Here is a 24,568-nt window from a genome sequence, read left to right as displayed (position 1 = left end):
GCGCTCAGTCCAGGTTGACCGCGACGTACTTGACCTCGAGGTACTCGTCGATGCCGACACTGCCGCCCTCGCGGCCGAGGCCGGACTGCTTGACGCCGCCGAACGGCGCCGCCGGGTTGGAGACGATGCCCTGGTTGAGGCCGATCATCCCGGCCTCGAGGCGTTCGGACACCCGGAGCGCGCGGCTCAGGTCGTTGGTGAACACGTACGACACCAGGCCGAACTCGGTGTCGTTCGCCATCCGTACGGCGTCGTCCTCGGTCTCGAACGGGGTCAGCGGCGCGACCGGCCCGAAGATCTCCTCCTTCTGCAGCCGGGCGCTCTCCGGTACGTCGGCCAGCACCGTCGGCTGGAAGAAGTACCCGTTGCCCTCGGCAACCGCGCCGCCGGTGAGCGTCCGGGCGCCCTGGGCGATCGCGTCGGCGACCAGCTCGGCCACCTTGTCCCGTTGCTCGGCGTCGATCAGCGGGCCGACGTCGACGCCGTCCTCGGTGCCGCGGCCGACCTTCAGCGCAGCCATCCGCTCGGTCAGCCGAGAGGCGAACTCGTCCATCACCGACGTGTGCACGTAGATCCGGTTGGCCGCCGTACAGGCCTCGCCACCGTTGCGCATCTTGGCCAGCATCGCGCCGTCGACCGCCTTGTCGAGGTCGGCGTCGCCGAACACCAGCAGCGGCGCGTTGCCGCCTAGCTCCATGCTGGTCCGCAGTACTTGGTCGGAGGCCTGTTCGAGCAGCTTGCGGCCGACGGCGGTCGAGCCGGTGAACGACAGCTTGCGGGCGCGGCCGTCGCGGATCAGCGGCTCCATCACACCGCCCGCGTCGTGGGTGGTGACGACGTTGAGCACGCCCGCGGGCAGGCCGGCCTCGGTCATCAGCTCGGCCAGCTTGAGCATCGACAGCGGGGTCTGCGCGGCGGGCTTGATCACCATCGTGCAGCCCGCGGCGACGGCCGGGCCGATCTTGCGGGCGCCCATCGCGGCCGGGAAGTTCCAGGGGGTGATCAGCAGGCACGGGCCGACCGGTTGGCGCATCACCAGGAACCGGCTCGCCCCGTTCGGCGCGACCTGGTAGCCGCCGTCGATCCGGACCGCCTCCTCGGCGAACCAGCGGAAGAAGTCCGCGGCGTAGGCGATCTCGGCCTTCGACTCCGCGACCGGCTTGCCCATCTCGAGCGTCATCAGCAACGCGAGGTCGTCGGCCCGCTCGGTCATCAGCTCGTACGTCCGGCGGAGGATCTCGCCGCGTTCGCGTGGTGCCGTGGCGGCCCACTCGGCCTGCGCCGCGACCGCCGCGTCCAGTGCCGCCGTACCGTCCGCCGGACTGGCGTCCGCCACCTCGCACAGCGTCGCACCGGTGGCCGGGTCCTCGACCGCGAGCGTCTTGCCACCCTCGGCCGCGACCCACTTGCCGCCGATGAACAACTCGGTCGGACACGCCTCGACGACGTCCCGCTCTCGTGCCATGAGCCCGCCTCTCGACTAGTCGGCAGTACCCAGACTAATCGGTGGCAATCAGCGGACCGGGCGCAAATATGGGGGCTGAGTACCCATGCCCGGACCTGGTGGCCGGTGGCAGCCTGAGCGCGTGCTCAACTCAGCGACCCGCATCGGCCAGCGTGAGACCTGGTGGTGCGCGGGCCTGCGTCCGCACGAGCTGAGCCACGCACTCACCGAGTCCGCGCCTGCGTGGGCGGAGTACGTGGAACGCAGCACATCCCTCCCACCGAGCGCGCCTGCCGCCAGTCGAGACCCTGCAGGGACCGGTGTCACCCGCGGCCACACGTCAGGTGGGGCGGCCGGGACAGCGGATGGGTCCGGCACGGACTGGCGGCAGGCGCTCATGCGTTGCCTGGAGCCACTGCTGGACTCGGCCCGCCAGGATCTGGCGGCGGCCGGGCACAGCGGTGCGCTCGCCGAGGCGTTCCTGCACCGGCTCGGGCTCCGGCTGGTGAAGCTGGCCGCGCGGACCCTGGTCCTCGAGCTCGCCCGGGCCCGGGACCGCGGCGAGCTCACCGGCGAGACTCCCGCCGCCCGCTTCCTGGACTTCACCCACCGGCTCGTCGGAGGGAGCGAGCTGGCGGAGTTCCTGGCCGCCTACCCGGTACTGGCCCGGGTCCTGGGCGAGTCGTGCCGGCAGGGCGTCGAGGGGCACCTCGAACTGCTGGCACGGCTCGCCGAGGACCGTGAGTCGCTCGTCACCGGGCTGCTGGACGGCCGCGACCCCGGCGCGCTGACTGCCATCGAGCCCGGTGGTGACGCGCACCGCGGCGGACGCTGCACCGCGATCCTCACGTTCGCGGACGGCCGGCGCGTCGTCTACAAGCCCAGGCCGCTGGAGCTGCACGAGCACTTCAACGCGTTCGTGGACTGGCTGAACGCAAGGACCGCCCTGGGCATCCGCACGGTCCGCCTGCTCCCCCGCGACGGCTACGGCTGGTTGGAGTACGTCGTCCAGGAGCCCTGTGCCGATCTGGCCGCAGTACGGCGGTTCTACCACCGGCAGGGCGCGTTGCTGGCGCTGCTGTACGTGCTCGACGGCACGGACATGCACTTCGAGAATCTGATCGCTGCCGGCGACCAGCCTGTGCTGGTCGACGTGGAGACGCTGTTCCACCCGAGCCATGTGCCGGCGACGGCGTTGGGCGAGGACCCGGCGTACCGGTCGCTTGTCCGCTCGGTGTACCGCACTGCGCTGCTGCCGCTGCTCGTCTCAGGTGAGTACGGCGTCGCGGACGTGTCAGGGCTGGGGGGAGACAACGACTCGGCGGCGCCGATGAGTGTCGTCGACTGGGCCGACGCCGGGCTGGACTCGATGCATCTGGTACGGCGTCCTGGGCAGACGCACGGTGCCGCGAACCGGCCCGTGCTGGGCGATCAGCTGATGGAGCCGCGCGACCACGAGATCGCTGTGCTCGCAGGATTCCGGACCGCCTACCAGGCGATCGCCCGGCGCCGGGACGAATTCCTGGGTCCCGACGGGTTGCTGGCACAGTGCGCGTCCGACCAGATCCGTTTCGTGCCCCGCAGTACCCACCTCTACACGAGTCTGCTCGACGAGTCGACGCACCCGGACGCCCTGCGCGACGCGGCCGGCCGGAGTCAGCTGCTCGACCTGTTGTGGGATGCGGACGAGTCGCTGCACGCGATCGTCCCGTTCGAGCTGGCCGACCTGTGGGCGGGCGACGTACCGCTCTTCACCGCGCGGCCGGACAGCCGGGACGTCTGGGCATCCGACGGCACGCGGGTTCCGGACGTCCTCGCCGTCACCGGGCTGTCCGCGGCGGAAGCGAAGATCCAGAACCTCGGCGACGTCGACGAGCACCGCCAGACCTGGCTGATCTCCGCGTCGCTGGCCACCCGGCCAGAGCCGATCAGCCACGTCAGTACGGCCACCAGGAAGCAGCTGGGCCCGGACGAGCCGGACCCGGACCGCCTGCTCGCGGCGGCAGCCGGCATCGCGGACGAGCTCATGGCGCGGGCGATCAGCAGACGCGACCGCGCCGCCAACTGGCTCGGTCTCGAACTCCTGGACGACCACCACTGGGCTGTGCGTCCCCTGGGCGCCGGACTGTCCAACGGCTACACCGGTACGGCGCTCTTCCTCGCGCAGGTCGGCGTACTGACCGGAGCGGACAAGTACTGCGAGCTGGCGCGGGACGCGATCCGTCCGGTGCCGCAGGTGCTCGAAGCCCTCGCAGGAGACCTGGAATCGGCACAACTGGTCGGACCGGGCTTCCACGGTCTCGGCGGGATCAGCTACGGCCTCAGCCGGCTGGCCGCGCTGCTCGACGACTCCGACCTCACCACCTGGTTGGCCGCGTCGCTGGAACTCAGCGAGCAGCTCCTACCGGACCCCACCGAGTTCCCGTCGTTCGCCGAAGGCGCGGCGGGCGGACTGGCCGCGATGCAAGCAATTGCAGGCATTCCGGCCGCCGGCCGACTGGCCGAGCGCTACGCCGATCACCTGGTTGCCACAGTCGGGAGCGGTCTCCGTGGCCGAGTAGCAGCGGAGCACGGATTCGCTCGTGGTTACCAGGGGATCGCGTGGGCGCTCGGGCAGTACGGCCTGCCTGGTGACAAGTACGTGGAGGCTGCCCGCGCGGCAGCCGACCTGAATCGCCGGAACGCGCCCGGTGGCCACAGCTGGTGCTCCGGCGACAGCGGGACCGCCCTCGCGCGGACAGCGGCCGGCGTACCCGCGGACCTCGAGAGCTACCTCAGGGCCGCCACAGAACGTCCGGTGCTCGCAGACCTGAGTCTGTGTCATGGCGAGCTCGGCGCGGTCGAGTCGCTGGTGTGGCTCGCCGGACGCGAGTACCCGGCCGCAGAGGCGGCGCGACGACGTCGTGCCGGGCTGGTGCTCGCCGCAGTACAGCAGTTCGGACCTCTGTGCGGGACACCCCGGGCCGTTCCGTCGCCGGGCCTGCTGACCGGTCTGGCAGGAATCGGCTACGGACTGCTCCGGCTGGCGTTCCCGACGCGGGTGCCGTCCGTGCTGCTGCTCGAACCGATCACCGGGCAGGCGCGTCCACGGAGCGCCTGACCCCACAAGTGGCAGGGGAACAGCATGACCGCCCAGCACTACCTTTTCGAGTCCGTGACACCGGCAGGCAAGCCGGAGTACGCCGACCCGCTCGGCCCGATCACCTTGCCGACCCGCGACCGTGTCGGTGCTCGGGCACTGGCTCTGGCCGGAACCGTCGGCCTGAGTTCGTTCGCTGCCGCGGCCATGGCCGATCAGACCACCTGGCCGACCGCCTGCGCCGATTGAACTGCTGTAGCGATCGTTTGACGCCGCCGCCGGTCGCTCTGCGTGGCGACTGCTGACTGTCGGCGGAAGTACCTGCAGTGACAGCCATACGTCTATACAGTTGGCAAACATGCAGACCCGTTCGCCCGTTGTGGTCGGCAGAGACGGGGAGATCGACGGTCTTCACCGCCTGCTGACCGGAGCACGCAGCGGGCACGGCGGTGCGATCTTCCTGGTCGGTGAACCAGGGATCGGCAAGAGCCGGCTGGCGGCCGCGGCCACCGCGCAGGCGATCGACGAAGGAATGGTGACGCTCCGTGGCCGGGTCGGTGCGATCGGGACGCCGGTCGCGTTCCGTCCGTTCACCGAGGCACTGCTGTCCTTGATCCGGCGCGGCGAGATGCCGGCGCCGGACAGCCTCGGGCCGTATCGCCGGGTGCTCGGCCGATTGGTGCCGGACTGGGACGACGGCACGGCACACGACACCGCCGCGTCGCCTGTCGTCCTGGGCGAGGCCGTACTGCGGCTGCTCGCGCTGGCAGGTGGGGATCGTGGGTGTCTGCTGGTCCTCGAGGACCTGCACGGCTCCGATCCGGAGACGCTGGCGGTCATCGAGTACCTGCTGGACAACCTGGACGAGCAGCCGATCGCGCTGGTCGCGACGATGCGCTCCGAGACCTGTGAGGCGTACGAGCTGGCACGGCTGGCAGCCCAACGTGGGGCGGGCATGCTGTTCGAACTGCAGCCGCTGGGACGCACTGACGTGGCTGAGCTCACCGCGGCTTGTCTGGGCGTTCCGGTCAGCGGTGTGCCCGAGCAACTGGCAGACCAGCTGTGGCGGGACAGCGCAGGAATTCCTTTCATTGTTGAGGAACTGCTGCAGGACGCGTACCGCACCGGGCAGCTCGTCACCGAGCCGGGCAGCAGTGTGCAGTTGGTCGACGATCTGCAGACGCGGGTGCCGGCCGCCGTTGTGCACAGCATCAGCAGCCGTACGGCGCAGCTCGGGCCGCAGTCCCGGGACATCCTGGTACTGGCCGCTGTCATCGGGCATCGCTTCCCGCTGAGCGTCGTACAGAAGGCAACCGGGACCGACGACCGTTTGCTGCTGGCAACGCTGCGGGCTGGTGTTGCCGCGCAGCTTGTCGGGCCGGACGAGCCCGTGCCCGACTGGTACGCGTTTCGGCATCCGCTCACGGCAGACGCGTTGCTGGCGGGCCTGACGCCGACCGAGCGCTCAGCCTTGGCGCTTCGGTGTGCGGACGCGATCGAGGAGCTGCACCCCGGACTGCCCGGCGAGTGGTGCCCGCTGGTGGCCGATCTCGCCGAGACCGGCGGCGAGACCATCCGCGCCGGGCGGCTGCTCGCACTGGCCGGCCGGCGCTCGTACGACGACGGCTCGACCGGCTCGGCCGCCAACCTGCTCGCACGCGCCCACGCGATGCTGGCGGACGATCCCGACCTCAGCTACCGGGCCGGAGTTCTCGGCTCGTTGCTGCTCGCGCTCAGTGCGGCCGGCCGCTTCGAGGACCTCGCCGTGCACGCCGCGACCGTCGAGGAGATGGCCGGCCGCAACCTCGACAGCCGGAAGGTCGCCGCACTGCACGTCCAGCTGGCTGACGCCGAGATGGTGGCCGGCCGTTGGTCCACCGCCCTGGAGCATGTCGCGACTGCTCGCTCGCTGCTCGGCAGCGATCCGGACGATGCCGACCTTGCGCCGGTCGACGTGGTTGCCGCGAACCTCGAACTCGCCCGGAACAGCCCCGACCGCATCCGGACCGCCACCGAACTCGCTACTCGCGCCGCCGCCGCGGCCGAGCGCGCGAAGCTGCCCGAGGTGAGCTGCGAAGCGCTGCAGTTGCTGGGGATCCTGGCGCGCGAGCACGACCTCGACCTGTCGATCGAGTACTTCCACCGGTCCCGGCAGGTCGCCGAGGATCACGGCCTGACGTTCCTGCGGGTCTGCTCCCACATCTTCCAGGCAGTCACGATCTACCTGGCCGAAGGCAGCGTTCTCGAACTGGAGCGGGCCCGGCAGCAGGCGCTCCGGATCGGCGCGATCCCGTTGATGTACGAGGTCGACGGGATTCTCGGCCAGCACGCGATCCTGCGGTCCGAGTACGCGCGGGCCGCCGGGATCATCGACGAGTGCCTCGCGGTCACGCGGCGGCTGCGGCTCGGCCGGTCGGCGACGTACTTCCTGGCCACCAAGGCGATCCTGGAGGCTCACCAGGGCCGCCGGTCCGCGATGGAGGCGACGCTCGCGGAGGCGGCGAGCTGGGGCGGTGAGCGGGCGACGTACGAGTTGCCGTACTCCTACGGGCTCGCCAGGACGTTCTGCGCGTTGCTGGAGGAGAACCGCGAGCTGGCCGAGGCCGAGATGGCGCAGGCGCTCGCGTACGACGCCAAGAACCCGACGACGCTCCACACCGCCGGCAAGAACGGGCTGAACCTGTTACTCGGCGTACTGTCCGGACAGAGCGGCTGGGCGCATTTCGAGGCGGTCACCGCGACGGCTGCCAGTGGTATGCGGTGGAACAAGCAGTTCGTTCAGCTCGCGCACGCCGTACTGCTTGGACGGGACGGGCAGGTGGAGGCTGCCAACGCCAAGCTGGTCGAGGCGATGGACACCGCGTCGCTGTACCCGTTGGCGCGGCACCTCGGGCTGCGACTCGTGGCTGAGCCGGCACACGCTGACGGCTGGGGTGAGCCGGTCGCGTGGTTGCGGCAGGCGGAGGACCACTTCCACAACGCCGGCATCCCGGCTGTGGCGAGCGCGTGCCGCAGCCTGATGCGCCAGCTCGGTGCGACGGTGTCCCAGCGGCGGAGCGGCTCGGAACAGGTTCCGGCGTACCTGCGCCAGCTGGGCATCACCACCCGCGAGTACGAGGTCTGCCGGTTGCTGGTCGACCGGATCGGGAACAAGTCGATCGCGTCCCGGCTGCACATCTCGCCCCGCACGGTCGAGAAGCACGTGGCCAGTCTGATGTCGAAGACGCAGCAGCCGGACCGCGAAGCGCTGAGCAGCTTCGCCCGGACGGTGCTGCAGGACTAGCTCCGGCCCGATTCCGGGCAGGGTGCGTGTGCGGGGGCGTCCGGGTGCCGGACATGGGTGATAGTGGCGCTCGTGCACCGGAATCCGCCGATCGGCGCGCGGAATGGACAGTATTTAGGAACGCTCGCTATCTATACTGTGCGGGTGGCAGGCAAGGGGTCGGACATGGGCAAGGGAACGGTCGGCGGCGGCACGACGATGCTGCGGCGGATCAACGTCGCCTCGGTCCTGGACGCGGTCCGCCGATCCGCGCCCGCGCCGCTGCGCGTCGCCGAACTGGTGGAGCGGACCGGACTGGCCCGGCCGACGGTCGCCCAGGCCGTCGACGAGCTGCTCGACGCCGGCTGGCTGCAGCAGCACGGCCCCGACTCCGCGGACCGCTCGCTCGGCCGCCCCGCCATCCGCGTCTCCCTGCGCGGCCGTGCCGCGCCCGTGCTCGGGCTGGACGTCGGCCCACACCGGGTGACCGTTGGCGTCTCCGACCTGGCCGGCCGCAAGCTGTCCCTGGTACGGCGTTCCGGGCCGGGCTGGACCGCACAGGAGCTGCTCGGCGTCATCGCCGAGGTGATCAACGAGGCGCTCGCCGAGGCCGAGGTGCCTGCGGATGACGTCGCGGCCGCGGTGGCTGCGAGCCCCGGCATCGTCGACGAGCACACCGGCCGCGTGCAGCTGGTTCCGAGTGTGCCGGGCTGGCCGGCGATCGATCTGATCAAGCATGTGCGCGGTCTGCTCGACTGCCCGGTGATGCTGGACAACGACGCTAACCTGGCCGCGCTGGCGATCGCTGCGGCGCGGGGCGGTACCGGCACGCTGCTGGCGATCCAGTGGGGTGAGCGGCTCGGTGCGGGCATCGTCATCGACGGCCGTCTGCACCGCGGTACCGGGGCGGCCGGCGAGATCGGGTTCATCGCGACCGACACCGACGACGTCATCAACCCTGAGGACAGCCGCGGACCGCTGGAGCGGGCGGTCGGGTCGGAGGCGATCGCGGCGCTGGGTCGACAGGCGGCGCTGGACAACCCGCACTCGCGGCTGGCTGAGCTGGGTGGCGAGCAGTTGGACACCGCTGACGTGTTCGCTGCGGCGGCGGAGCGGGATCCGGTGGCGCAGGCCGTCGTACAGCAGGTTGCTCGGACGTTTGCTCGCGCATTGGCTCCGTCTGTGCTCGTGCTCGACCCGACGGCGGTGGTGATCGGTGGCGGTGTCGCTCGGGCCGGGGCTGTGTTGCTGGACGCGATTTCGGATCAGCTGCGGTTGCTGACGCTCAACCACCCGAAGCTGGAGCTGTCTGCACTGGCTGAGGATGCTGTCGTCACTGGTGCGATGCGGATGGCGCTGGACGAGGTGTGGCAGCGGAAGCTCCCTACGCCGGCGATGACGAGCACTACCTAGGTCCTTTGACCACCTTCGCGCCCGGTGCTCCGCACCAGCAGGTGTAGGTGAGCTCGTAGAGCACCTGTCCGGTCAGGTCGATCCTGCGGTCCAGCCCTGTCACCATGCTCATCGGCAGGAGCATGCGGCGATCGCAGACCGAGCAGGTGATGACGATCATCGTTTGCCCCAGCCGTAGGCGCGTCCGACGTACAACCGATGGATCCGGCGCCAGCGCGCCCACGCGTTGTCCACCCACCAGCGCCACCGCACACTGCGGCTCACCTGCAGTCCATTACTCATTGTCAACATCCGCTACACACGATTACTGCCACGACTGTTTCAGTACGGACAGTGTACGCGCCCCAGCCACCGCGCGGAAGCTCTCGTCAGCTTCTTGTGGCGGCGGCTATGGCTTCGGGGTCGTCCAGATGGACCAGGTGGGCGGAGTTCGGGAGGACCTCTACCGTGGCGCCCAGGAGGTTGGCGAGGGATTTTTGACCGTTCAGCCAGCGGGTGGCGGTGAAGCGGGAGGTGCCGCCGGTTGCCACCAGCAGGGTTGCCGGGGCTATCGCGGATATGGGGCCGGCCAGCAGCTTCGCTACCTCTGCGGCCAGGGCCCAGCTGCTCGCCAGCTCGTCCCAGAAGAGCAGCCACGAGTCCTGACCGCCGTAGCGCGCCTTCGCGGTTGCCTTTGACAACGGGTCTTGGTTCGACGTGCTCCCCAGGCGGACGATCAACCGGCGCACCGCGACGCCTAGGAGCTGCGGTACGCCGATCCGTCCGAGCAAACGCGCCACCGAGCGCACAACCCGGTCGCCGCGCCGTCCGGGATAGAACGCGGGTACGCCCGTCTCCGACGTGAGGCTGGTGTCGACCAGGACCAGCCGCGTGACCTCCAGCGGTCGCGTCAGTGCCCAGCGCAGTACGGCAAGCCCTCCGATCGAGTGGCCGATCAGTCCGACCTGCTCGCCGGGGGCCACGCCGGCGGCGGCCCGGAGGGCGTCGACGTCCGACCTGATCGACGTACGCCACGGATCGATGACCCGGATGTCGAGCTCCGGTAGCAGCTCGACGACCCGGGCGAACTCCTCCGGAGTCTCGGCCAGGCCGGGCACCAGGATCCAGGTTGTCGTCATCGAGACAAAGCCTGCCTCAGACCTGGTAGCAATGTCCCCAGCATTACGCAGACGAGCAGCACCGACACCCGCTGCAGGATGCCCGGCGCGTGCAGCTCGTTGCCGGTGAGGACGTCGATACCGGTCTGCAGGCCCAGCCACGTCTGGGTCACCGCAACCCCTCCTGCCAGTACGGCGACCGCTTTGCCCCACACACCACCCCAGCCGTACTTCCGCAGCACCAGGACCGCGAAAACCCCCATGGCGATGCTGCCGATACCTGCGAGCGTCGACGTGACCTCGTGCAGCACCAGCGGCGCCCCCTCCTGGCCGTTCACCTCCGCCGCCCGGCAAGCAGCACTGGCCGACGGCGCGCAGTCCATCGGCGAGAACGAGTCGAACAGCGTCCCCAGCCCGAAGGTCGCAGTACTGACCAGCAACCACCTCAGCTCCCGCCCTGCCGGACGAGCGAGCAGTACGACGACCAGCAGCAGCACCCCCGTGGCCAGGTCCATCCCCCGCGCGTACGGGCTCGTGGGCTGGTCCCGCGCGCCCAGCTCGCTCAGGAACGACGTACGGACGTCCAGCGGGAACCCGGCCGCCGCCTCCAGCAGCAGGCTGCAGTAGAGCACGCCGGCGGCAAGCATCAGGTTGCGGATCAGGCGGTAGGGCACGACGTCCATGGTGATAACCGTGGCATGTCAACCAAAGTCTTGGCTGTGGTGTCAGCGTTACCGTGGAGGTAGAGCTAGCTCGACTCAAGTCGCCGCCCGGTAGTGGGATGATCGGCTGGTGCGGTCGGAAGAAGCAGCAGTGATCCCGGCGTGGCAGCAACGGGCCGCGGTCTGGGTGGGCCGCGTCGTCGTCCTCGCCGCGGTGTGGTCGTTCATCGCGATCCCGTTGCATCTCGTGGCGCCGAAGCTCGTCAAGCACGTCGACTTCGGGTTCGACTTCATCGGCATCCCGGCCGGTCACACCATCTTCTCCGCCGTGTACCTGGCGGTCGTCGGCAGCGCGTTGCTGCGCGGCAAGCGCGCCGCGCTGCTCTGGGTGCTGTGGGTCTTCGAGGCGCTCTGGTTCCTCGCGCAGGTCGCCGGCATCGCTTTCACCAGCGTCCGGCTGGCCAACCCTACCGACGCGGACCTGCTCCGCGACTTCGGCCCGGCCAGCGTCCAGGACCTCGAGTGGGGCATCGTGCAGGCGATCGTGGTCGCCGCGATCGTCGTGCTGCTGTGGAAGATCCGCGCCGCGTTCCCGGCCCGGCTCGCGCCCGGTAGCCGGCGGCTCGCGGTCGGCGCGCTGGTGGTCGGCATGCTGATCTCGGTCGCGGTCAGCGTCACGCTCACCCAGCTGTTCCCGCGGACCCTCACCGGGCAGCGGCAGAAGATCGGCTGGGCGGTGATCGCCGCGCTCGGCCAGTCCCGCAGCAAGATGGGCGGTCACGAGGGCCACGGCTGGATCGGCCTGACCGTCGGCGCGATCTCCGCGGCCTCGCTGGTGATCGCGTTCTGGATCTTCCTCCGCTCCGTCCAGCGCGTCCGGTACCTGACCCAGCCCGAGGAGCTCGAGGTCCGGCGCCTGCTCCTGCTGCACGGCGAACGCGACTCCCTCGGGTACTTCGCCACCCGCCGGGACAAGGCGGTGGTGTTTGCCCCGGGCAACGACGCCGCGATCGCCTACCGGGTGGTGAACGGTGTGAGCCTGGCCAGCGGCGACCCGCTGGGCGATCCGGTCGCGTGGCCGGCCGCGATCCAGCGCTGGCTCGCCGAGGCCCGTCGGTACGGTTGGTCGCCCGCGGTGCTGTCGGCCAGCGAGGAGGCGGCACAGGCGTACGTCGACGCCGGGTTGCGCGCGTTGTCGATGGGCGACGAGGCGATCATCGACGTCGCCGACTTCACGCTGGAGGGCCGGACGATGCGGCCGGTGCGGCAGGCGGTCACCCGGGTCCAGCGCGCCGGGTACCACGCCCAGGTCGTCCGGCACGGGGACCTGTCGCCGGAAGCGCTGGCGGAGTACGTGCGACTGGCCGAGAAGTGGCGGGGCGCGCGGACCGAGCGCGGGTTCTCGATGGCGCTCGGGCGGCTCGGCGATCCGGCCGACGCGCGCTGCGTGATGGTCATCGCGCGCGACGCCGAGGGCACCGTTCGCGGGCTGCTGTCGTTCGCGCCGTGGGGCGTCCGGGGTGTGTCGCTGGACCTGATGCGGCGCGACCCGGAGTCCGTGAACGGGCTGATGGAGTTCATGGTGACGTCGCTGATCGACGCCAGCGGCGACCTCGGCGTGCACCGGATCTCGCTGAACTTCGCGATGTTCCGGGAGATCTTCAGCGACGCCGAGCGGGTCGGCGCCGGTCCGGTACTGCGCCTCACCAACGCGCTGCTGACCGCCGCCTCGCGGTTCTGGCAGCTGGAGAGCCTGTACCAGTCGAACGAGAAGTACCTGCCGCGCTGGTCGCCCCGGCTGATCTGCTACTCCCGCGGCGCCTCGCTCGCACAGGTACTGCTGGCCGCCGGTACTGCGGAAGGCTTCCTGCCCGCGCCGCGGCCGTGGACACGTGTAGACAGCGTCGAGACGGCAGAGCGGCACGCGATCATGGCAGCGGACGGCCGCGCGTTCGCAACCGCCGTACGGGCCCAGGAAGACGAACTGCTGCGGCCCGCGTTGCCGGCGCGGAAGCTCACCGAGCAGGAGCAGATCCGGCGGACCAAGCTGACCGAGCTCGTTGCCGCAGGCATCGATCCGTATCCGGTCGGCGTACCGCGGACCGAGACGCTGGAACGGGTACGGGAGCTGTATCCGAACCTGCCGCCGGACCACCACACCGGCCACACCGTGTCCGTCACCGGACGGGTGATGCGGATGCGCGACCACGGCGGGCTGGCGTTCGCGCAGCTACAGGACGGGCTGACACAGCTACAGGTGATGCTCACGGCCGCATCGTGCGGCGACGTACCGCTGGACCAGTGGCGGCGGCTGGTCGACATCGGCGACCACGTCAGCGTGACCGGCGAGGTCGTCACGAGCCGTCGCGGGGAGCTGTCAATCGCGGCGACGTCGTGGACGATGGCGGCGAAGTGCCTGCACCCGTTGCCGGACAAGCGGAAGGGCTTCACCGACCCGGAGGCACGGGTCCGGCAGCGGCACCTCGACCTGGTGATGAACCCGGACTCGCTGCGGATGATGCAGCAGCGCAGTGCCGCCGTACGGGCGCTGCGGAACGGCTTCGAGACCCGCGGCTTCATCGAGGTGGAGACGCCGATGCTGCAGGCGGTGCACGGCGGCGCGAACGCGCGGCCGTTCGCCACGCACATCAACGCCTACGACACCGAGCTGTTCCTGCGGATCGCGCCGGAGCTGTTCCTGAAGCGGCTGAGCGTCGGGGGGATGGGCAAGGTCTTCGAGCTGAACCGGAACTTCCGCAACGAGGGCGCCGACGCGACCCACAACCCGGAGTTCACCTCGGTCGAGGCGTATCAGCCGTACGCCGACTACCACGTGATGCGCGACCTCACCCGGGAGCTGCTGATCGAGGCCGCCACCGCGGTGCACGGCAAGCCCGTCGTACGGCGTGACGGTGAGGAGCTCGACATCTCCGGTGACTGGGCCGTCGTCACCGTGCACGACGCGGTCGGCCGCGCCGCCGGTACGACGGTCACGCCGAACACCCCCGCGGAACGCCTGCGCGAGCTGTGCGCCGAGCACGACGTGCACACGACCTTCGAGATGACGCCGGGCGAGCTGGTGCTGGAGCTGTACGACGAACTCGTCGAGCCGAACACGACACTGCCGACGTTCTACACCGACTTCCCGCTCGAGACGTCGCCATTGACCCGCAACCACCGCTCCGAACCGCGGCTCGCCGAGCGCTGGGACCTGGTCGCGTTCGGTGCCGAGATCGGTACGGCGTACTCCGAGCTCGTCGACCCGGTCGAGCAGCGCCGCCGGCTCACCGAGCAGTCGCTGAAGGCCGCGGCCGGCGACCCGGAGGCGATGTCGCTGGACGAGGACTTCCTGTCGGCGCTCGAGTACGCGATGCCTCCGACGGGCGGTCTCGGCATCGGGGTGGACCGGGTCATGATGATGCTGACCGGCCAGAACATCCGCAGCACCTTGGCGTTCCCGTTCGTGCGTCCCGCTCCGCGCTCCTGATGCCTTACCCTTACTGCTCACGGGTTGGGGACCTGGGGGGTGGGGATGAGGCGCTGGGTTGCGCTCTGCGTGGGGATGGGCCTGCTGACGGGCTGTGGTGGGGAGCCGCAGCACGCGCCGAGCCCTGTCGCGTCTGCTTCCAGTAGCTCCGCGCCGGCTCCTGCCGCGTCGGTGCCGACGGCCGGCCCGCTGGGTACGGCGGCGTACCAGGCCGAGCTGACGCGGATCGACCAGGTGCTGGCGGGAGCGACACGGTCGCTGACCCGGGTCCGTACGGCGGAAGCGCTGGGCGAGGCGATGAGCACGGTCGCGGAATCGCTGAACACCTTCGCGGTGCGACTGGCCGCGCTCAAGGTGACGTCCCGGTTGACCGCCGCGCACGGGCTGCTGCAGGAACGGATCGGTGTTGCCGCCACGCGCCTGACGAGCTCGGTGGAGCAGACCGTGGAGGACGCGCGGTGCGGCGGGGCGGCGTACACGTCGCAGAAGGTGCAACGGCAGCTGCGCGCGGACCTCGGTAGCGCGCTCGTCCAGCTGCAACAGCTGAAGCTGGCGTTCGGCAAGTCGCTGCCCGACCCGGGTCCCGCGCCGAAGGACGAGCGGCCGGACAACGGCGAGGTCCTGGTCCGGCGCGGTCCGGAGGGCATGGGGCGGCTCCGGATCACCAACGGGACGCCGAAGGACGTCGCGGTCTCGATCGTCGGCGCCGGTCAACCGCCGGGCCGCCCGCAGGTGATGATCTACCTCCAGGCGACGCAGAGCGCGACCGTCAACCGGATCAGCGGCGCCTACCACCTGTACTTCAAGTCCGGCACCGACTGGGACGCCGACCGCCGCCAGTTCCGCGCCGGCTGCACGTTCAAGAAGTTCGACCAGACCTTCACCCGCAACCAGGGCTGGCAGGTCAACCTCCAACCCCGCCCCAACGGCAACGCCGACACCACCGAGGTCGAGGCCTACTGACTTCAGAGGTCGTCGGGAAACAGCCGGAATGCCTTGTGGGGCGTCAGCGGACGCAGCGCCCGGAAGTCCCGGCGATCGAGGGTGAGCACAGCGTCGGTGCGATAGTCGGCAGCCAACGCGACGCTGATCGCGTCGGCAAGATCGAGATCCAGATCGGCGTAGCGGCCCATGACCGCAAGCGCAGTCTCCAGAGTCTCCGGGCCGACATCCGGGACCTGGAAACGCATCCGTCGTACCTGTGCAGTGAGCAGTTCCAGGATCGTAGCGCGCGCCGCTGCCCCGAGCCGCGCCCTGGCAAGGTGATCCACCTCGGCAAGCACAAGCGGCGACAGAATGACCGTGCCGGCCTCCTGCAGAAGCTTCCGGCAGGCCGGTCCGTCCGGTGCGTTGCGGTCGAAGGCCGCGATGATGCCGGCGACGAGGATCAGCGTTTGGTACGACGCGCGACTTGGTCGCGGATCTCGTCCTTGGTCACCGGCTCACCGGTGCCTTCGAAGGTCGGCCAGTCGAGCGGCTCGTCCCACACCCGATTCGCCATCGCGGCCAGGTGGATGCCCTCCCGGATGATCGTGGCCGCGGGAATCCCGCGCCGACGAGAGGCGCCCTTGATCAGCGCCAGATCCTCGGGATCGACGTAGACGTTGGTGCGCTTCATCGGCATGTACCAACCCTAAGACACGTAGGTGTTCTAGAGGCCGAGTTTGTCGAGGAGGGAGCCGAGGATGCCGCCTAGGCCGTCGGGGTCCTGGTCGTCCGGGGTGTCCGGGGTGGTGGGGGGCTCGCTCGGGGTGGTGCTGGTCGGGGGTGGCGCCGTAGGGGTGGCCGACTGGGTCGGGCGGGTGGTCGGCGCGGTGGTCGGAGCCGTTGGCTTGGCGGTCGGGACGGTCGGTGGGCGCCTGGTGGCGGGTGGGATCGTCGGGACCTGGGTTTCGACGATCTGGGGAGTGGGGCTGCCGGGGGCGGGCGTCGGGCACGGGGTGCTCGGGACGCCGGCCGGGAGCTGCTGACCGGGTGGCTTGGTTGCTACGGGCAACGGGGTGGGTACGGCGCTGGGCGTCGTACCGGGGGTGGCGGCCGGGGTCGGCGACGTGCTCTGGTGCGGAACCGCGATGTTGTGCGTCGGCCGGCCGGGCTCGGGGGCGGCGATCGGGACGGCCGGTTCCGGGCCACCGCCGGGCAGCGGGAGGAACGAGGCGCCGATCCGCGGGCCGCCGAGCAGCGCGATGACGACCAGCACCAGGTAGCCGAGCAACAGGACGCCGGCGCCCGCGGCGACCTGGCGGCGGCGTCGCGGATTCTGCCAGGGCGGGCGGCGGGAAGCCGTGGCAGAGATCGGATTCACAAGTCCCGCAGAGTAGCGGCTGACGAGTCGTTTCAAACAGTCCTTGGAAGAAATTCCACCCCAAAAGGAAATCTTCCGCCATTATCGTCCCCGCTACGCGACCGTAGGAATACAAGGGGTTAGCTGACAACGCGCCGAAATACCCGGCACCACAGGAATTCCTCTGCCACCCTGCTCTCATGGCGAATCTCGTGCTGCTGCACGGTCTCGGAGCGAACGCCCGCGTCTGGGACACCTGGCCGGACGCGCACCATGCCCCGGACCTCCCGGGCCACGGCTCGGCGTCCCCGCTCCCGTCGTACGACTTCGCCGCGATGGCCGAGGCCGTCGCCGCCGATCTCGCCGTACGTCGGGACGTCGTCGTACTCGGCCACTCGCTCGGCGGCGTGCTCGCACTCGAACTTGCCAGCGGACGGTACGACGTCACGGTCAGCCGCGTCGTGGCGCTCGGAGTGAAGGTGACCTGGACCGCGGACGACCTCGGCCGGGCGAAGGCCCTGGCCGGGAAGCCCGTCGCCTGGTTCGACACCTGCGACGAGGCGGCCGCGCGATTCCTCAAGGTCTCCGGCCTCCTGGGCCTCGTCGATCCGGCGGGTGCCGTCGTCGACCACGGCATCGTCGAGCAGGACGGCCGCTGGCGCCTGGCGATGGATCCCGGGACCTTCGGCGTCGGCGCACCTGACATGCCGGCACTGATCGCGGCGAGTCAGGCCGAAGTGGTCCTCGCCCGCGGTGAGCGCGATCCTATGAACAGCGACGCCGAACTGCACGCCCTGCACGACCAGGTCGTCACGCTGCCCGGACTCGGGCACAACGCGCAGGTCGAGGATCCCGCGGCGGTCGCGGCGCTGCTCAGGTGAGCGCCTGCAGCCCGATCACCGACAGCAGCCGGAGCTTCTCCGCGGCCTCGGTGTTCGGCGCCGCGGTGTAGACGATGATGCGCAGGTCGCTGCCGGGTACGGCGAGGATGTCGCAGTCGATGTCGAACGTCCCGACCTCGGGATGCCGGATCGTCTTGCGCTCCGACCGGTGGAACCCGACGACCGGCTGGTCCCACAGCCGCGCGAACTCGTCCACCCCGCGGAGTTCCGCGATCAGCGCCGCGAGCTCCGGGTCGTTCGGGTACCGCGCCAGCGCGGCGCGCAGGTCCGTCACCATCGCGGCCCGGAAGTTCTGCTGCTGCTCCGGCGTCTGGACGACGCGGCCGCTCACCGCCCGGAAATGCCGGTAGACGATGTTCCGCCACCAGCCGCGCAACGACGACGGGTCGCCGGTCATCGCGGCGAACAACGGGTTCCAGCTGATCATCGTCCAGGCCGCGTCGCACACGCACAGCGGCGCCCCGTCCAGCTGGTCCACGATCCGCTGCACCCCGGGCGGGATGTACGTCGAGATCCGCCCGGGCGACGGCTCCACCTCGCCGGCGAGCACGAACAGATGGTTGCGCTCGGCATCGGACAGCCGCAGCGCCCGGGCCAGCGCGGTCAGCACCTGGGCGGACGGCGACTCCGAGCGCCCTTGCTCCAGCCGGACGATGTAGTCCACCGACAACCCGGCCAACAGCGCCAGCTCCTCGCGCCGCAGCCCGGGAGCCCGTCGCTTCCCACCGCTCGGCAGGCCCACGTCGGCGGGGGTCACCCGGTCCCGCCACGCGTGCAACGTCCGCCCGAGCTCGCTCATACCCCCAGTATTCCGGGAACGCGGCAGGTCAGCCTGGTACTGCGAGTACCTAGCATTCGATGACGTTGACGGCGAGGCCGCCGCGGGACGTCTCCTTGTACTTGATCTTCATGTCGGCGCCGGTCTCGCGCATGGTCTTGATGACCTTGTCCAGGGTGACCACGTGCACGCCGTCGCCGTGCATCGCCATCCGGGCGGCGTTGATCGCCTTCACCGACGCCATCGCGTTCCGCTCGATGCAGGGGATCTGCACCAGGCCGCCGACCGGGTCGCAGGTCAGGCCCAGGTTGTGCTCCATCGCGATCTCGGCGGCGTTCTCGACCTGTTCCGGCGTACCGCCGAGCACCTCGCAGAGCCCGGCCGCGGCCATCGAGCAGGCCGACCCGACCTCGCCCTGGCAGCCGACCTCGGCGCCGGAGATCGACGCGTTCTCCTTGTACAGCACGCCGATCGCGCCGGCGGCCAGCAGGAACCGGACCGCGCCGTCGTCGGTCGCGCCCGGCACGAACCGCCGGTAGTAGTGCAGTACGGCGGGGATGATGCCGGCCGCGCCGTTCGTCGGGGCCGTGACGATCCGCCCGCCGGAGGCGTTCTGCTCGTTGACCGCGAGCGCGAACAGGTTGACCCAGTCCATCACCTTGAGCGGATCGACCGACCACGGGTCCTGGCTGAGCTTCTTGTGCAGCGCGTGCGCCCGGCGCGGCACCTTCAGCCCGCCGGGCAGGATGCCTTCGGTCTCGCAGCCCTCGCGGACGCAGTCCTGCATGACCTGCCAGATGTGCAGCAGCCCGTCCCGGATCTCGTCCTCGGTCCGCCAGGCCAGCTCGTTCGCGAGCATCACCTCGCTGATCGACAGCTGCGACTCGCGGCAGCGGTCGAGCAGCTCGGCGCCGGTCGTGAACGGGTACTTCAGCGGCGTGGTGTCCGGGACGATCCGGTCGCCCGCCGCGGCGTTCTCGTCGACCACGAACCCGCCGCCGACCGAGTAGTAGGTGCGTTCCCGCAGGACCGCTCCGGCCGCGTCGCGGGCGACGAAGATCATCCCGTTCGGGTGGTACGGCAGCGCCTTGCGACGATGCATGAGCAGGTCGGTGTTCTCGTCGAACCCGATCTCGTGGGTGCCGGCCAGCAGCAGCCGGCCGCGCTCCCGGATGGTCTCGACGCGGGCGTCGACCGAGTGCGTGACCACGGTCTCCGGGTCGGCGCCCTCGAGGCCGAGCAGGACCGCCTTGTTGCTGCCGTGCCCGTGGCCGGTGGCCCCGAGCGAACCGAACAGCTGCGCCTCGACGGTCGTCGTCGCGGCCAGCAGGCCGTCGTCGGCGAGGCCGAGCGCGAACGTGCGGGCGGCGCGCATCGGTCCCACGGTGTGGGAGCTCGACGGGCCGATCCCGATACTGAACAGGTCGAAGACGCTGATCGCCATCGTGGAGGTTCCTTCCGGTCGCCGTTGACCGATTGGTGTCCTCCCCGCTCTGTCGGACCGTCCTCCAGAGGTGCCTCGCCCGCGCGGTGAAGGTGCCTGAGAGATTCTTGGGGAGAGTTGCTCCTACGGCGCCCGGGTCGTGCCCAGGTCTCTCCCGCGCGGGTTCATGCGGCTGTGGAATTGACTTCCGTTGTGGACGGTACGGCGCGCTGCCCGCCAACGTCAATCCGGCCGGTGCGGACCGCCCAGATCTCGAAGAACCAGGTGAACAACGGCGGAACACTGGCCGCCAGCGCCGCCAGCGTCACCGGCCACGACCAGCGCAGCGGCCCGCGCACCGCGAGCACGGTGGCCACGTAGACGATGAAGATGCCGCCGTGGATCGGCCCGAAGATCTTGACCCCGATCTCGTTGTCCGACAGCACGTACTTGAACAGCATCCCGATCAGCAGCCCGGTCCACGAGACCGCCTCGGCGATCGCCACCGCCCGGAACCACACCGCATGTTTGGTACTCATCAACGCCCGACCCTAACAAGTCCCCCAAGCCGCGACCGGGGTACCTCGGGGATCGTCCCCGATGCCGTCAGCAAGCGATTGCCGAAGGATCGGGCGCATGACGTTCCCCCGACGCGCCCTCAGCGGCGCAGTACTGCTCGGCGTCGCGGCCGCCGGGCTGACCACACTGCCGGCGACAGCTGCCCAAGTTCAATGGACAGACTGCAAGCCCGAAGGCCGTGACGATCCCCTGGTGGTAAAGGGCTCGGAGTGCGCGACCCTGCAACTGCCGGTCGACTGGCGGGACCCGGACGGGCCGACCTTCGGGCTCGCGCTGGCCCGCAGAAAGGCGGCTGTTCCCGGCGAACGGATCGGCGTACTCGTGTTCGGACCGGGCGGTCCTGGTGACTCCGGCGTCGATCGGATCAAGACCGGCATGAGCCGGTTCAGCCAGAACCTGCAGGACCGGTTCGACATCGTCAGCCTCGACCCGCGCGGCGTTGCCCGCAGCAACCCGGTGAAGTGCTCGGCGGAGCTGCTCAACCAGCAGCCGTCGCCGATCATCGAGAACGCGGCCGAGTTCGCGGCCACGATCAGCTACAACCGGCAGCTCGCGCAGGACTGCCGCGAGCACACCGGTCCGCTCTACGACCACATCGACACCTGGCAGACCGTCCGCGACGTCGACGCCGTACGGCGGGCGCTCGGTGAGTCCACGATCTCGTTCCACGGCAGCTCGTACGGGACGCTGCTCGGAGCGCAGTACGCCGAGACGTATCCGCGGCGCGTCCGCGCGATGGTGCTGGAGAGTGTGTCCGACCACGGTTCACGGTCGACGCGGGCGTTCCTCGACGACCAGGCGGCCGCGGGGCAGGACTCGTTCGACGAGTTCGTGAAGTGGTGCGACGCGACCACGAGCTGCGCCCTGCACGGCCAGGACGTCCGGGCGGTCTGGGCGGAGCTGCTCGCGAAGTCGCCGGACCCGTTCACGCTGAGCTTCACGGTGTTCCGCGCACTCTACGGACCCGACTGGCCCAGACTGGCGAGCCTGTTGAAGGCAGGCACCACACCACCGAAGCCCGCCCAGACCGGGATCGCGCCGTACCCGCTGGCCGTGTTCTGCCAGGACTGGAACCTCCCCGTCCGCGACTATCGCGAGTACGCCGGCCATCTGCAGCGGCTGGCGCGGAACAACCCAGACCTGCGCTACCCGGGTCAGCTGATGGCGGTGTCGATCTGCCTCGGCGCGCCGCCGGCCGACAACCCGCAGCACCGGTTGCAAGTCCGTGGCCTCGAGACCCCGGTACTGCTCGCGAACGCGGTCCACGACCCGGCGACCGGCTACAACTGGGCGCAGAGCGTTGCGCGGCAGCTCGGGCGGTACGGCGTACTACTCAGCTACGAAGGCTGGGGACACGGGAGCTACACGAAGAGCCCTTGCATGCAGCGCACGATCGACGCCTACCTGATCGCGCGGGACGTGCCGGAGCGCGGCAGCAGCTGCGCCGCCGTCCCACCCGCCGGCTGACTCAGACGGGTACGCCGGTCACTTCGAGGACCCGGTCCAGCTGGTCACCGCGGACCAGGCGTCCGGACATCAGCCGGAGCTCGGTGCAGGCGGTCTGCAGCGCCTGCGCCTGGCTCCGGCAGTTGTCGACGTACCAGAACGGGTCGTCCGGCTGCGGATCGTCGGCGTCGTCGATGTCGGCGTACCAGTGCCGGCTTCCGCAGTTCACTACACGCACTCGCAGGTTCATGGTCACTACTCCCCGTACCCAGGGAACCCGGGTCCCCCTGGCCCCAGTCGGGGCCGCCTCGGCCGGGCGCGTGGGTCGCGGCCCCCCACTGCCACGCGCCGGGCCGAGTCGGCCCTCCCCCCGCCCTGTTCATCGTGGGGCGGCGGCGAACGTTACTGTTCGTGACCGGTAATTTTGATTACTTCCCGAGCTTCGACCGGGTCCACTGCTCGAGGCCGTCGGTCGTGATCGGCAGCTCCTCGGTGAGGATCTCCAGCCGGTCGGAGTGCACCACGACGTTGTCCTCGATCCGGATGCCGATCCCGCGCAGCTCCGGCGGCACGGTCTCGTCGTGCGGGTGGAAGTACAGCCCCGGCTCGACCGCGAGCGCCATCCCGGCCTCGATGGTGCCGGCGAAGTACGCCTCCGGGCGGGACGCGTCGCAGTCGTGGACGTCGAGGCCGATGTAGTGGCCGGTCCCGCAGACGATGTACCGGCGGTGCTGCTGGCCGTCCGGCCCGAGCAGCTCGTCGAGCGAGACGTCGAGCAGGCCCCAGTCCCGCAGCCCTTCGGCCAGCACCCGCAGCGCCTCGTACTGGAAGGCGCGGTACGGCGCTCCGACCTTGACCGCGTCGAGCGAGGCGAGCTGCGCCTTGTGGACGAGGTCGTGCACCTGCCGCTGCGCCGCGGTGTACTCGCCGGTGGCCGGGAAGGTCCGGGTGACGTCGGCGGTGTAGAGCGTCCGGGTCTCGACGCCGGCGTCCAGCAGGATCACGTCGCCCTCGTTCACCGGGCCGTCGTTGCGCACCCAGTGCAGCACCGGCGCGTGGTTGCCAGCAGCAACGATCGAGGCGTACCCGACGCCGTTGCCCGCGGTCCGCGCGCGCCGGTCGAAGGTGCCCTGCAGCCAGCGCTCGCCGCCGCCCCGGATCGCCTCGGGCAGCTCGCTCGCGACGTCGCCGAACGCGAGGACGCTGGCGGCGACCGCCTCGCGCAGCTGGTCGAGCTCCCAGTCGTCCTTGATCCGGCGCAGCTCCGCGAGGGTCTGGCGCAGCGCGTTGCCGTCGGTCGGCGACGTCCGGACGAGCGCGTCCAGCATCGGCTCGACGCCGGGCACCGACAGCATGAACGGGACCGCGCCGCGGACCGCGGCCGGCAGCTCCTCGATCGGGCGGCAGGCGATCTGCAACGCGTCGGACCAGTCCTTCAGGCCCGGCACCGGGCCGACCCACAGCTCACCGTCGCGCGCGTTCGCGAAGAAGTCCGCCTCGTCCGGGCCGGCGGTCTCGCGCAGGTAGAGCGTCGCGTCGCCGTCACCGGAGATCACGAGGACGGCGCCCTCGGCCTGGCAGCCGGTCAGCCACACGAAGTCGCTGTCCGCGCGGAACTGGTAGTCGGTGTCGTTCGACCGGACCGGCGCCCGGCCGGCCGCGAGCGCGATCCGGCGGCCCGGCAGCGCGGCGACCAGCTTGCGCCGGTGCTCGGCGGCCGCCTCGGCCAGCCCCGCGGGCACCGACACCGAACGGTCCACCGGACCCCAGCCGCGAGAGATGAACTCCCGGAACCCCTTGGCGTCGATCGGGCGGTAGGACTTCGGCGTCTGGTCGGTCCGGGCGTCGTCGGTCATGGGCTGCGCTCCCCTTTGCTGCTGACGGTGTCAGCTCATCAACTCAGGTCTGCGCTGGGGTTTGCAAGCCCTTATCCCGGAACGCTTCCAGGAGCGCGGCTTCGGAGTCGAGCAGGTACTGGTGCAGGTCGGCGGCGGCCTGCTCGTACTTGCGGGCCTCGAGCAGCTCGAACAGACCGCGGTTCCGCTCGATGTACGGCTCGTGCAGCTCGCGCGGCAGCGCGATCACGTGGAAGAGGAGCCGTAGCTCCGCGAGCAGCCGGCCGGTCATCGCGTTCATCCGCGCGCTGTCCGCGAGACCGATGAGGTGCTGGTGGAAGCGCATGTTCGCCGTACCGACCGCCGGCCAGCGGTCCGCCCGGGCGGCGGCCTCGGCGGCTTCGACGTCGTCGTGCAGCGGCTCGAGCCGGCTCGCCGGGAGCTCCGGGTCGCGGTCGGCGAGTCCGTGGATGACGTCCACCTCGAGGACGCGGCGCAGCCGGTACAGGTCGACCACGTCGTGCTCGTCGAGTTCCGGGACGAACACGCCCCGGTGCAGCTTGTAGACGAGCAGCCCTTCGTGGGTGAGCAGCCGGAACGCCTCGCGCAGCGTGTTCCGGCTGACCTCCAGGACCTCGGTCAGCTCCACCTCGGACAACTGGGCGCCGGGCGGCAGCGCGCCCTCGGTGATACTGCGGCGCAGGATGTCCGCGGCACGCTCCGCGGAGCTGCTGCGGTCCAGGCGCGCGACGTCGGCGGCGACGGTCCGCAGCCACGCCTGCCGGCCAATGTCGTGCGCAGCTTCCTCGGCCCCACCCGTAGTCATGCCCGCATCATCCCAGGTGACACGGAAAAGTGGAACAAGGCTCTTGCAGGA

21 protein-coding genes and 1 riboswitch are annotated in these 24,568 nt (G+C 70.4%); of the genes, 8 read left to right on the top strand and 13 right to left on the bottom strand.

Annotated elements, in window-relative coordinates:
• Nucleotides 1-4: 4 nt before the first annotated feature.
• On the bottom strand, nt 5-1,465 hold the full coding sequence (locus ABN611_RS15445) for an NAD-dependent succinate-semialdehyde dehydrogenase (RefSeq protein WP_350280561.1): 1,461 nt from the start codon (nt 1,463-1,465) through the stop codon (nt 5-7).
• 121 nt (nt 1,466-1,586) lie between these two features.
• Here ABN611_RS15445 and ABN611_RS15440 point away from each other — a divergent pair, with 121 nt between their 5' ends.
• From ABN611_RS15440 to ABN611_RS15425, 4 genes are all read left to right on the top strand, one after another.
• Nucleotides 1,587-4,544, top strand: a complete 2,958-nt coding sequence (locus tag ABN611_RS15440) for a type 2 lanthipeptide synthetase LanM family protein (protein ID WP_350280560.1) — start codon at nt 1,587-1,589, stop codon at nt 4,542-4,544.
• A gap of 24 nt (nt 4,545-4,568) precedes the next feature.
• A complete protein-coding gene (locus ABN611_RS15435; RefSeq protein WP_350280559.1) occupies nt 4,569-4,772 on the top strand; it encodes a hypothetical protein in 204 nt (67 codons plus the stop codon).
• 109 nt (nt 4,773-4,881) lie between these two features.
• A complete protein-coding gene (locus ABN611_RS15430) occupies nt 4,882-7,806 on the top strand; it encodes an AAA family ATPase (RefSeq protein WP_350280558.1) in 2,925 nt (974 codons plus the stop codon).
• 144 nt (nt 7,807-7,950) lie between these two features.
• Nucleotides 7,951-9,198, top strand: a complete 1,248-nt coding sequence (locus ABN611_RS15425; RefSeq protein ID WP_350280557.1) for an ROK family transcriptional regulator — start codon at nt 7,951-7,953, stop codon at nt 9,196-9,198.
• Between the two features lie 156 nt (nt 9,199-9,354).
• Here the strand turns inward: ABN611_RS15425 and ABN611_RS15420 are convergent, their stop codons facing one another.
• The 3 genes from ABN611_RS15420 to ABN611_RS15410 all read right to left on the bottom strand — a co-directional run bounded on the left by ABN611_RS15420 (nt 9,355) and on the right by ABN611_RS15410 (nt 10,978).
• Nucleotides 9,355-9,480, bottom strand: a complete 126-nt coding sequence (locus ABN611_RS15420) for a hypothetical protein (RefSeq protein WP_350280556.1) — start codon at nt 9,478-9,480, stop codon at nt 9,355-9,357.
• Nucleotides 9,481-9,566: 86 nt separating this feature from the next.
• Complete coding sequence (locus ABN611_RS15415) at nt 9,567-10,316, bottom strand: alpha/beta fold hydrolase (protein WP_350280555.1); 750 nt, start codon at nt 10,314-10,316, stop codon at nt 9,567-9,569.
• Nucleotides 10,313-10,978: a DUF998 domain-containing protein gene (locus ABN611_RS15410; protein ID WP_350280554.1), complete on the bottom strand. Its 666-nt coding sequence runs from the start codon at nt 10,976-10,978 to the stop codon at nt 10,313-10,315. The genes ABN611_RS15415 and ABN611_RS15410 overlap by 4 nt, the downstream gene beginning before the upstream one ends.
• Before the next feature lie 109 nt (nt 10,979-11,087).
• Between ABN611_RS15410 and lysX the strand changes: the two genes are divergently transcribed.
• Complete coding sequence (gene lysX / locus ABN611_RS15405) at nt 11,088-14,444, top strand: bifunctional lysylphosphatidylglycerol synthetase/lysine--tRNA ligase LysX (protein WP_350280553.1); 3,357 nt, start codon at nt 11,088-11,090, stop codon at nt 14,442-14,444.
• Nucleotides 14,445-14,489: 45 nt separating this feature from the next.
• Nucleotides 14,490-15,407: a hypothetical protein gene (locus tag ABN611_RS15400; protein WP_350280552.1), complete on the top strand. Its 918-nt coding sequence runs from the start codon at nt 14,490-14,492 to the stop codon at nt 15,405-15,407.
• Between the two features lie 2 nt (nt 15,408-15,409).
• Here ABN611_RS15400 and ABN611_RS15395 read toward each other — a convergent pair whose 3' ends face one another.
• The 3 genes from ABN611_RS15395 to ABN611_RS15385 form a co-directional block, all read right to left on the bottom strand.
• Nucleotides 15,410-15,763 carry a PIN domain-containing protein gene (locus tag ABN611_RS15395; protein ID WP_350281644.1) on the bottom strand — a complete coding sequence of 118 codons (354 nt, stop codon included), beginning with the start codon at nt 15,761-15,763 and terminating at the stop codon, nt 15,410-15,412.
• A gap of 68 nt (nt 15,764-15,831) precedes the next feature.
• On the bottom strand, nt 15,832-16,068 hold the full coding sequence (locus tag ABN611_RS15390; RefSeq protein ID WP_350280551.1) for a CopG family transcriptional regulator: 237 nt from the start codon (nt 16,066-16,068) through the stop codon (nt 15,832-15,834).
• 27 nt (nt 16,069-16,095) lie between these two features.
• Complete coding sequence (locus ABN611_RS15385) at nt 16,096-16,749, bottom strand: hypothetical protein (RefSeq protein ID WP_350280550.1); 654 nt, start codon at nt 16,747-16,749, stop codon at nt 16,096-16,098.
• A gap of 179 nt (nt 16,750-16,928) precedes the next feature.
• On the opposite strand from ABN611_RS15385, the gene ABN611_RS15380 reads away from it, so the two are divergent.
• Nucleotides 16,929-17,609: an alpha/beta hydrolase gene (locus ABN611_RS15380; protein ID WP_350280549.1), complete on the top strand. Its 681-nt coding sequence runs from the start codon at nt 16,929-16,931 to the stop codon at nt 17,607-17,609.
• Here the strand turns inward: ABN611_RS15380 and ABN611_RS15375 are convergent.
• From ABN611_RS15375 to ABN611_RS15365, 3 genes are all read right to left on the bottom strand, one after another.
• Nucleotides 17,602-18,429: a helix-turn-helix transcriptional regulator gene (locus ABN611_RS15375; protein ID WP_350280548.1), complete on the bottom strand. Its 828-nt coding sequence runs from the start codon at nt 18,427-18,429 to the stop codon at nt 17,602-17,604. The genes ABN611_RS15380 and ABN611_RS15375 overlap by 8 nt on opposite strands.
• 49 nt (nt 18,430-18,478) lie before the next feature.
• Nucleotides 18,479-19,852: an L-serine ammonia-lyase gene (locus ABN611_RS15370; protein ID WP_350280547.1), complete on the bottom strand. Its 1,374-nt coding sequence runs from the start codon at nt 19,850-19,852 to the stop codon at nt 18,479-18,481.
• A 74-nt stretch (nt 19,853-19,926) separates the two neighbouring features.
• Nucleotides 19,927-20,019, bottom strand: a riboswitch (glycine riboswitch).
• Nucleotides 20,017-20,370 carry a DUF3817 domain-containing protein gene (locus tag ABN611_RS15365; RefSeq protein WP_350280546.1) on the bottom strand — a complete coding sequence of 118 codons (354 nt, stop codon included), beginning with the start codon at nt 20,368-20,370 and terminating at the stop codon, nt 20,017-20,019. (Overlaps the previous riboswitch by 3 nt.)
• A 97-nt stretch (nt 20,371-20,467) precedes the next feature.
• Here ABN611_RS15365 and ABN611_RS15360 point away from each other — a divergent pair, with 97 nt between their 5' ends.
• The gene (locus tag ABN611_RS15360) at nt 20,468-21,877 is read left to right on the top strand and encodes an alpha/beta fold hydrolase (protein ID WP_350280545.1); all 1,410 of its coding nucleotides are present in this window, start codon (nt 20,468-20,470) and stop codon (nt 21,875-21,877) included.
• A 1-nt stretch (nt 21,878) separates the two neighbouring features.
• On the opposite strand, the gene ABN611_RS15355 is transcribed toward ABN611_RS15360, so the two are convergent.
• From ABN611_RS15355 to ABN611_RS15345, 3 genes are all read right to left on the bottom strand, one after another.
• Nucleotides 21,879-22,106, bottom strand: a complete 228-nt coding sequence (locus tag ABN611_RS15355) for a hypothetical protein (protein ID WP_350280544.1) — start codon at nt 22,104-22,106, stop codon at nt 21,879-21,881.
• A gap of 178 nt (nt 22,107-22,284) precedes the next feature.
• Complete coding sequence (locus ABN611_RS15350) at nt 22,285-23,712, bottom strand: aminopeptidase P family protein (RefSeq protein WP_350280543.1); 1,428 nt, start codon at nt 23,710-23,712, stop codon at nt 22,285-22,287.
• 43 nt (nt 23,713-23,755) lie between these two features.
• On the bottom strand, nt 23,756-24,517 hold the full coding sequence (locus tag ABN611_RS15345; protein ID WP_350280542.1) for a GntR family transcriptional regulator: 762 nt from the start codon (nt 24,515-24,517) through the stop codon (nt 23,756-23,758).
• Nucleotides 24,518-24,568: the final 51 nt, after the last annotated feature.

The organism is Kribbella sp. HUAS MG21 (genome assembly GCF_040254265.1).
GTDB lineage: Bacteria > Actinomycetota > Actinomycetes > Propionibacteriales > Kribbellaceae > Kribbella.
This window is presented reverse-complemented; position numbering and strand designations above follow the sequence as displayed.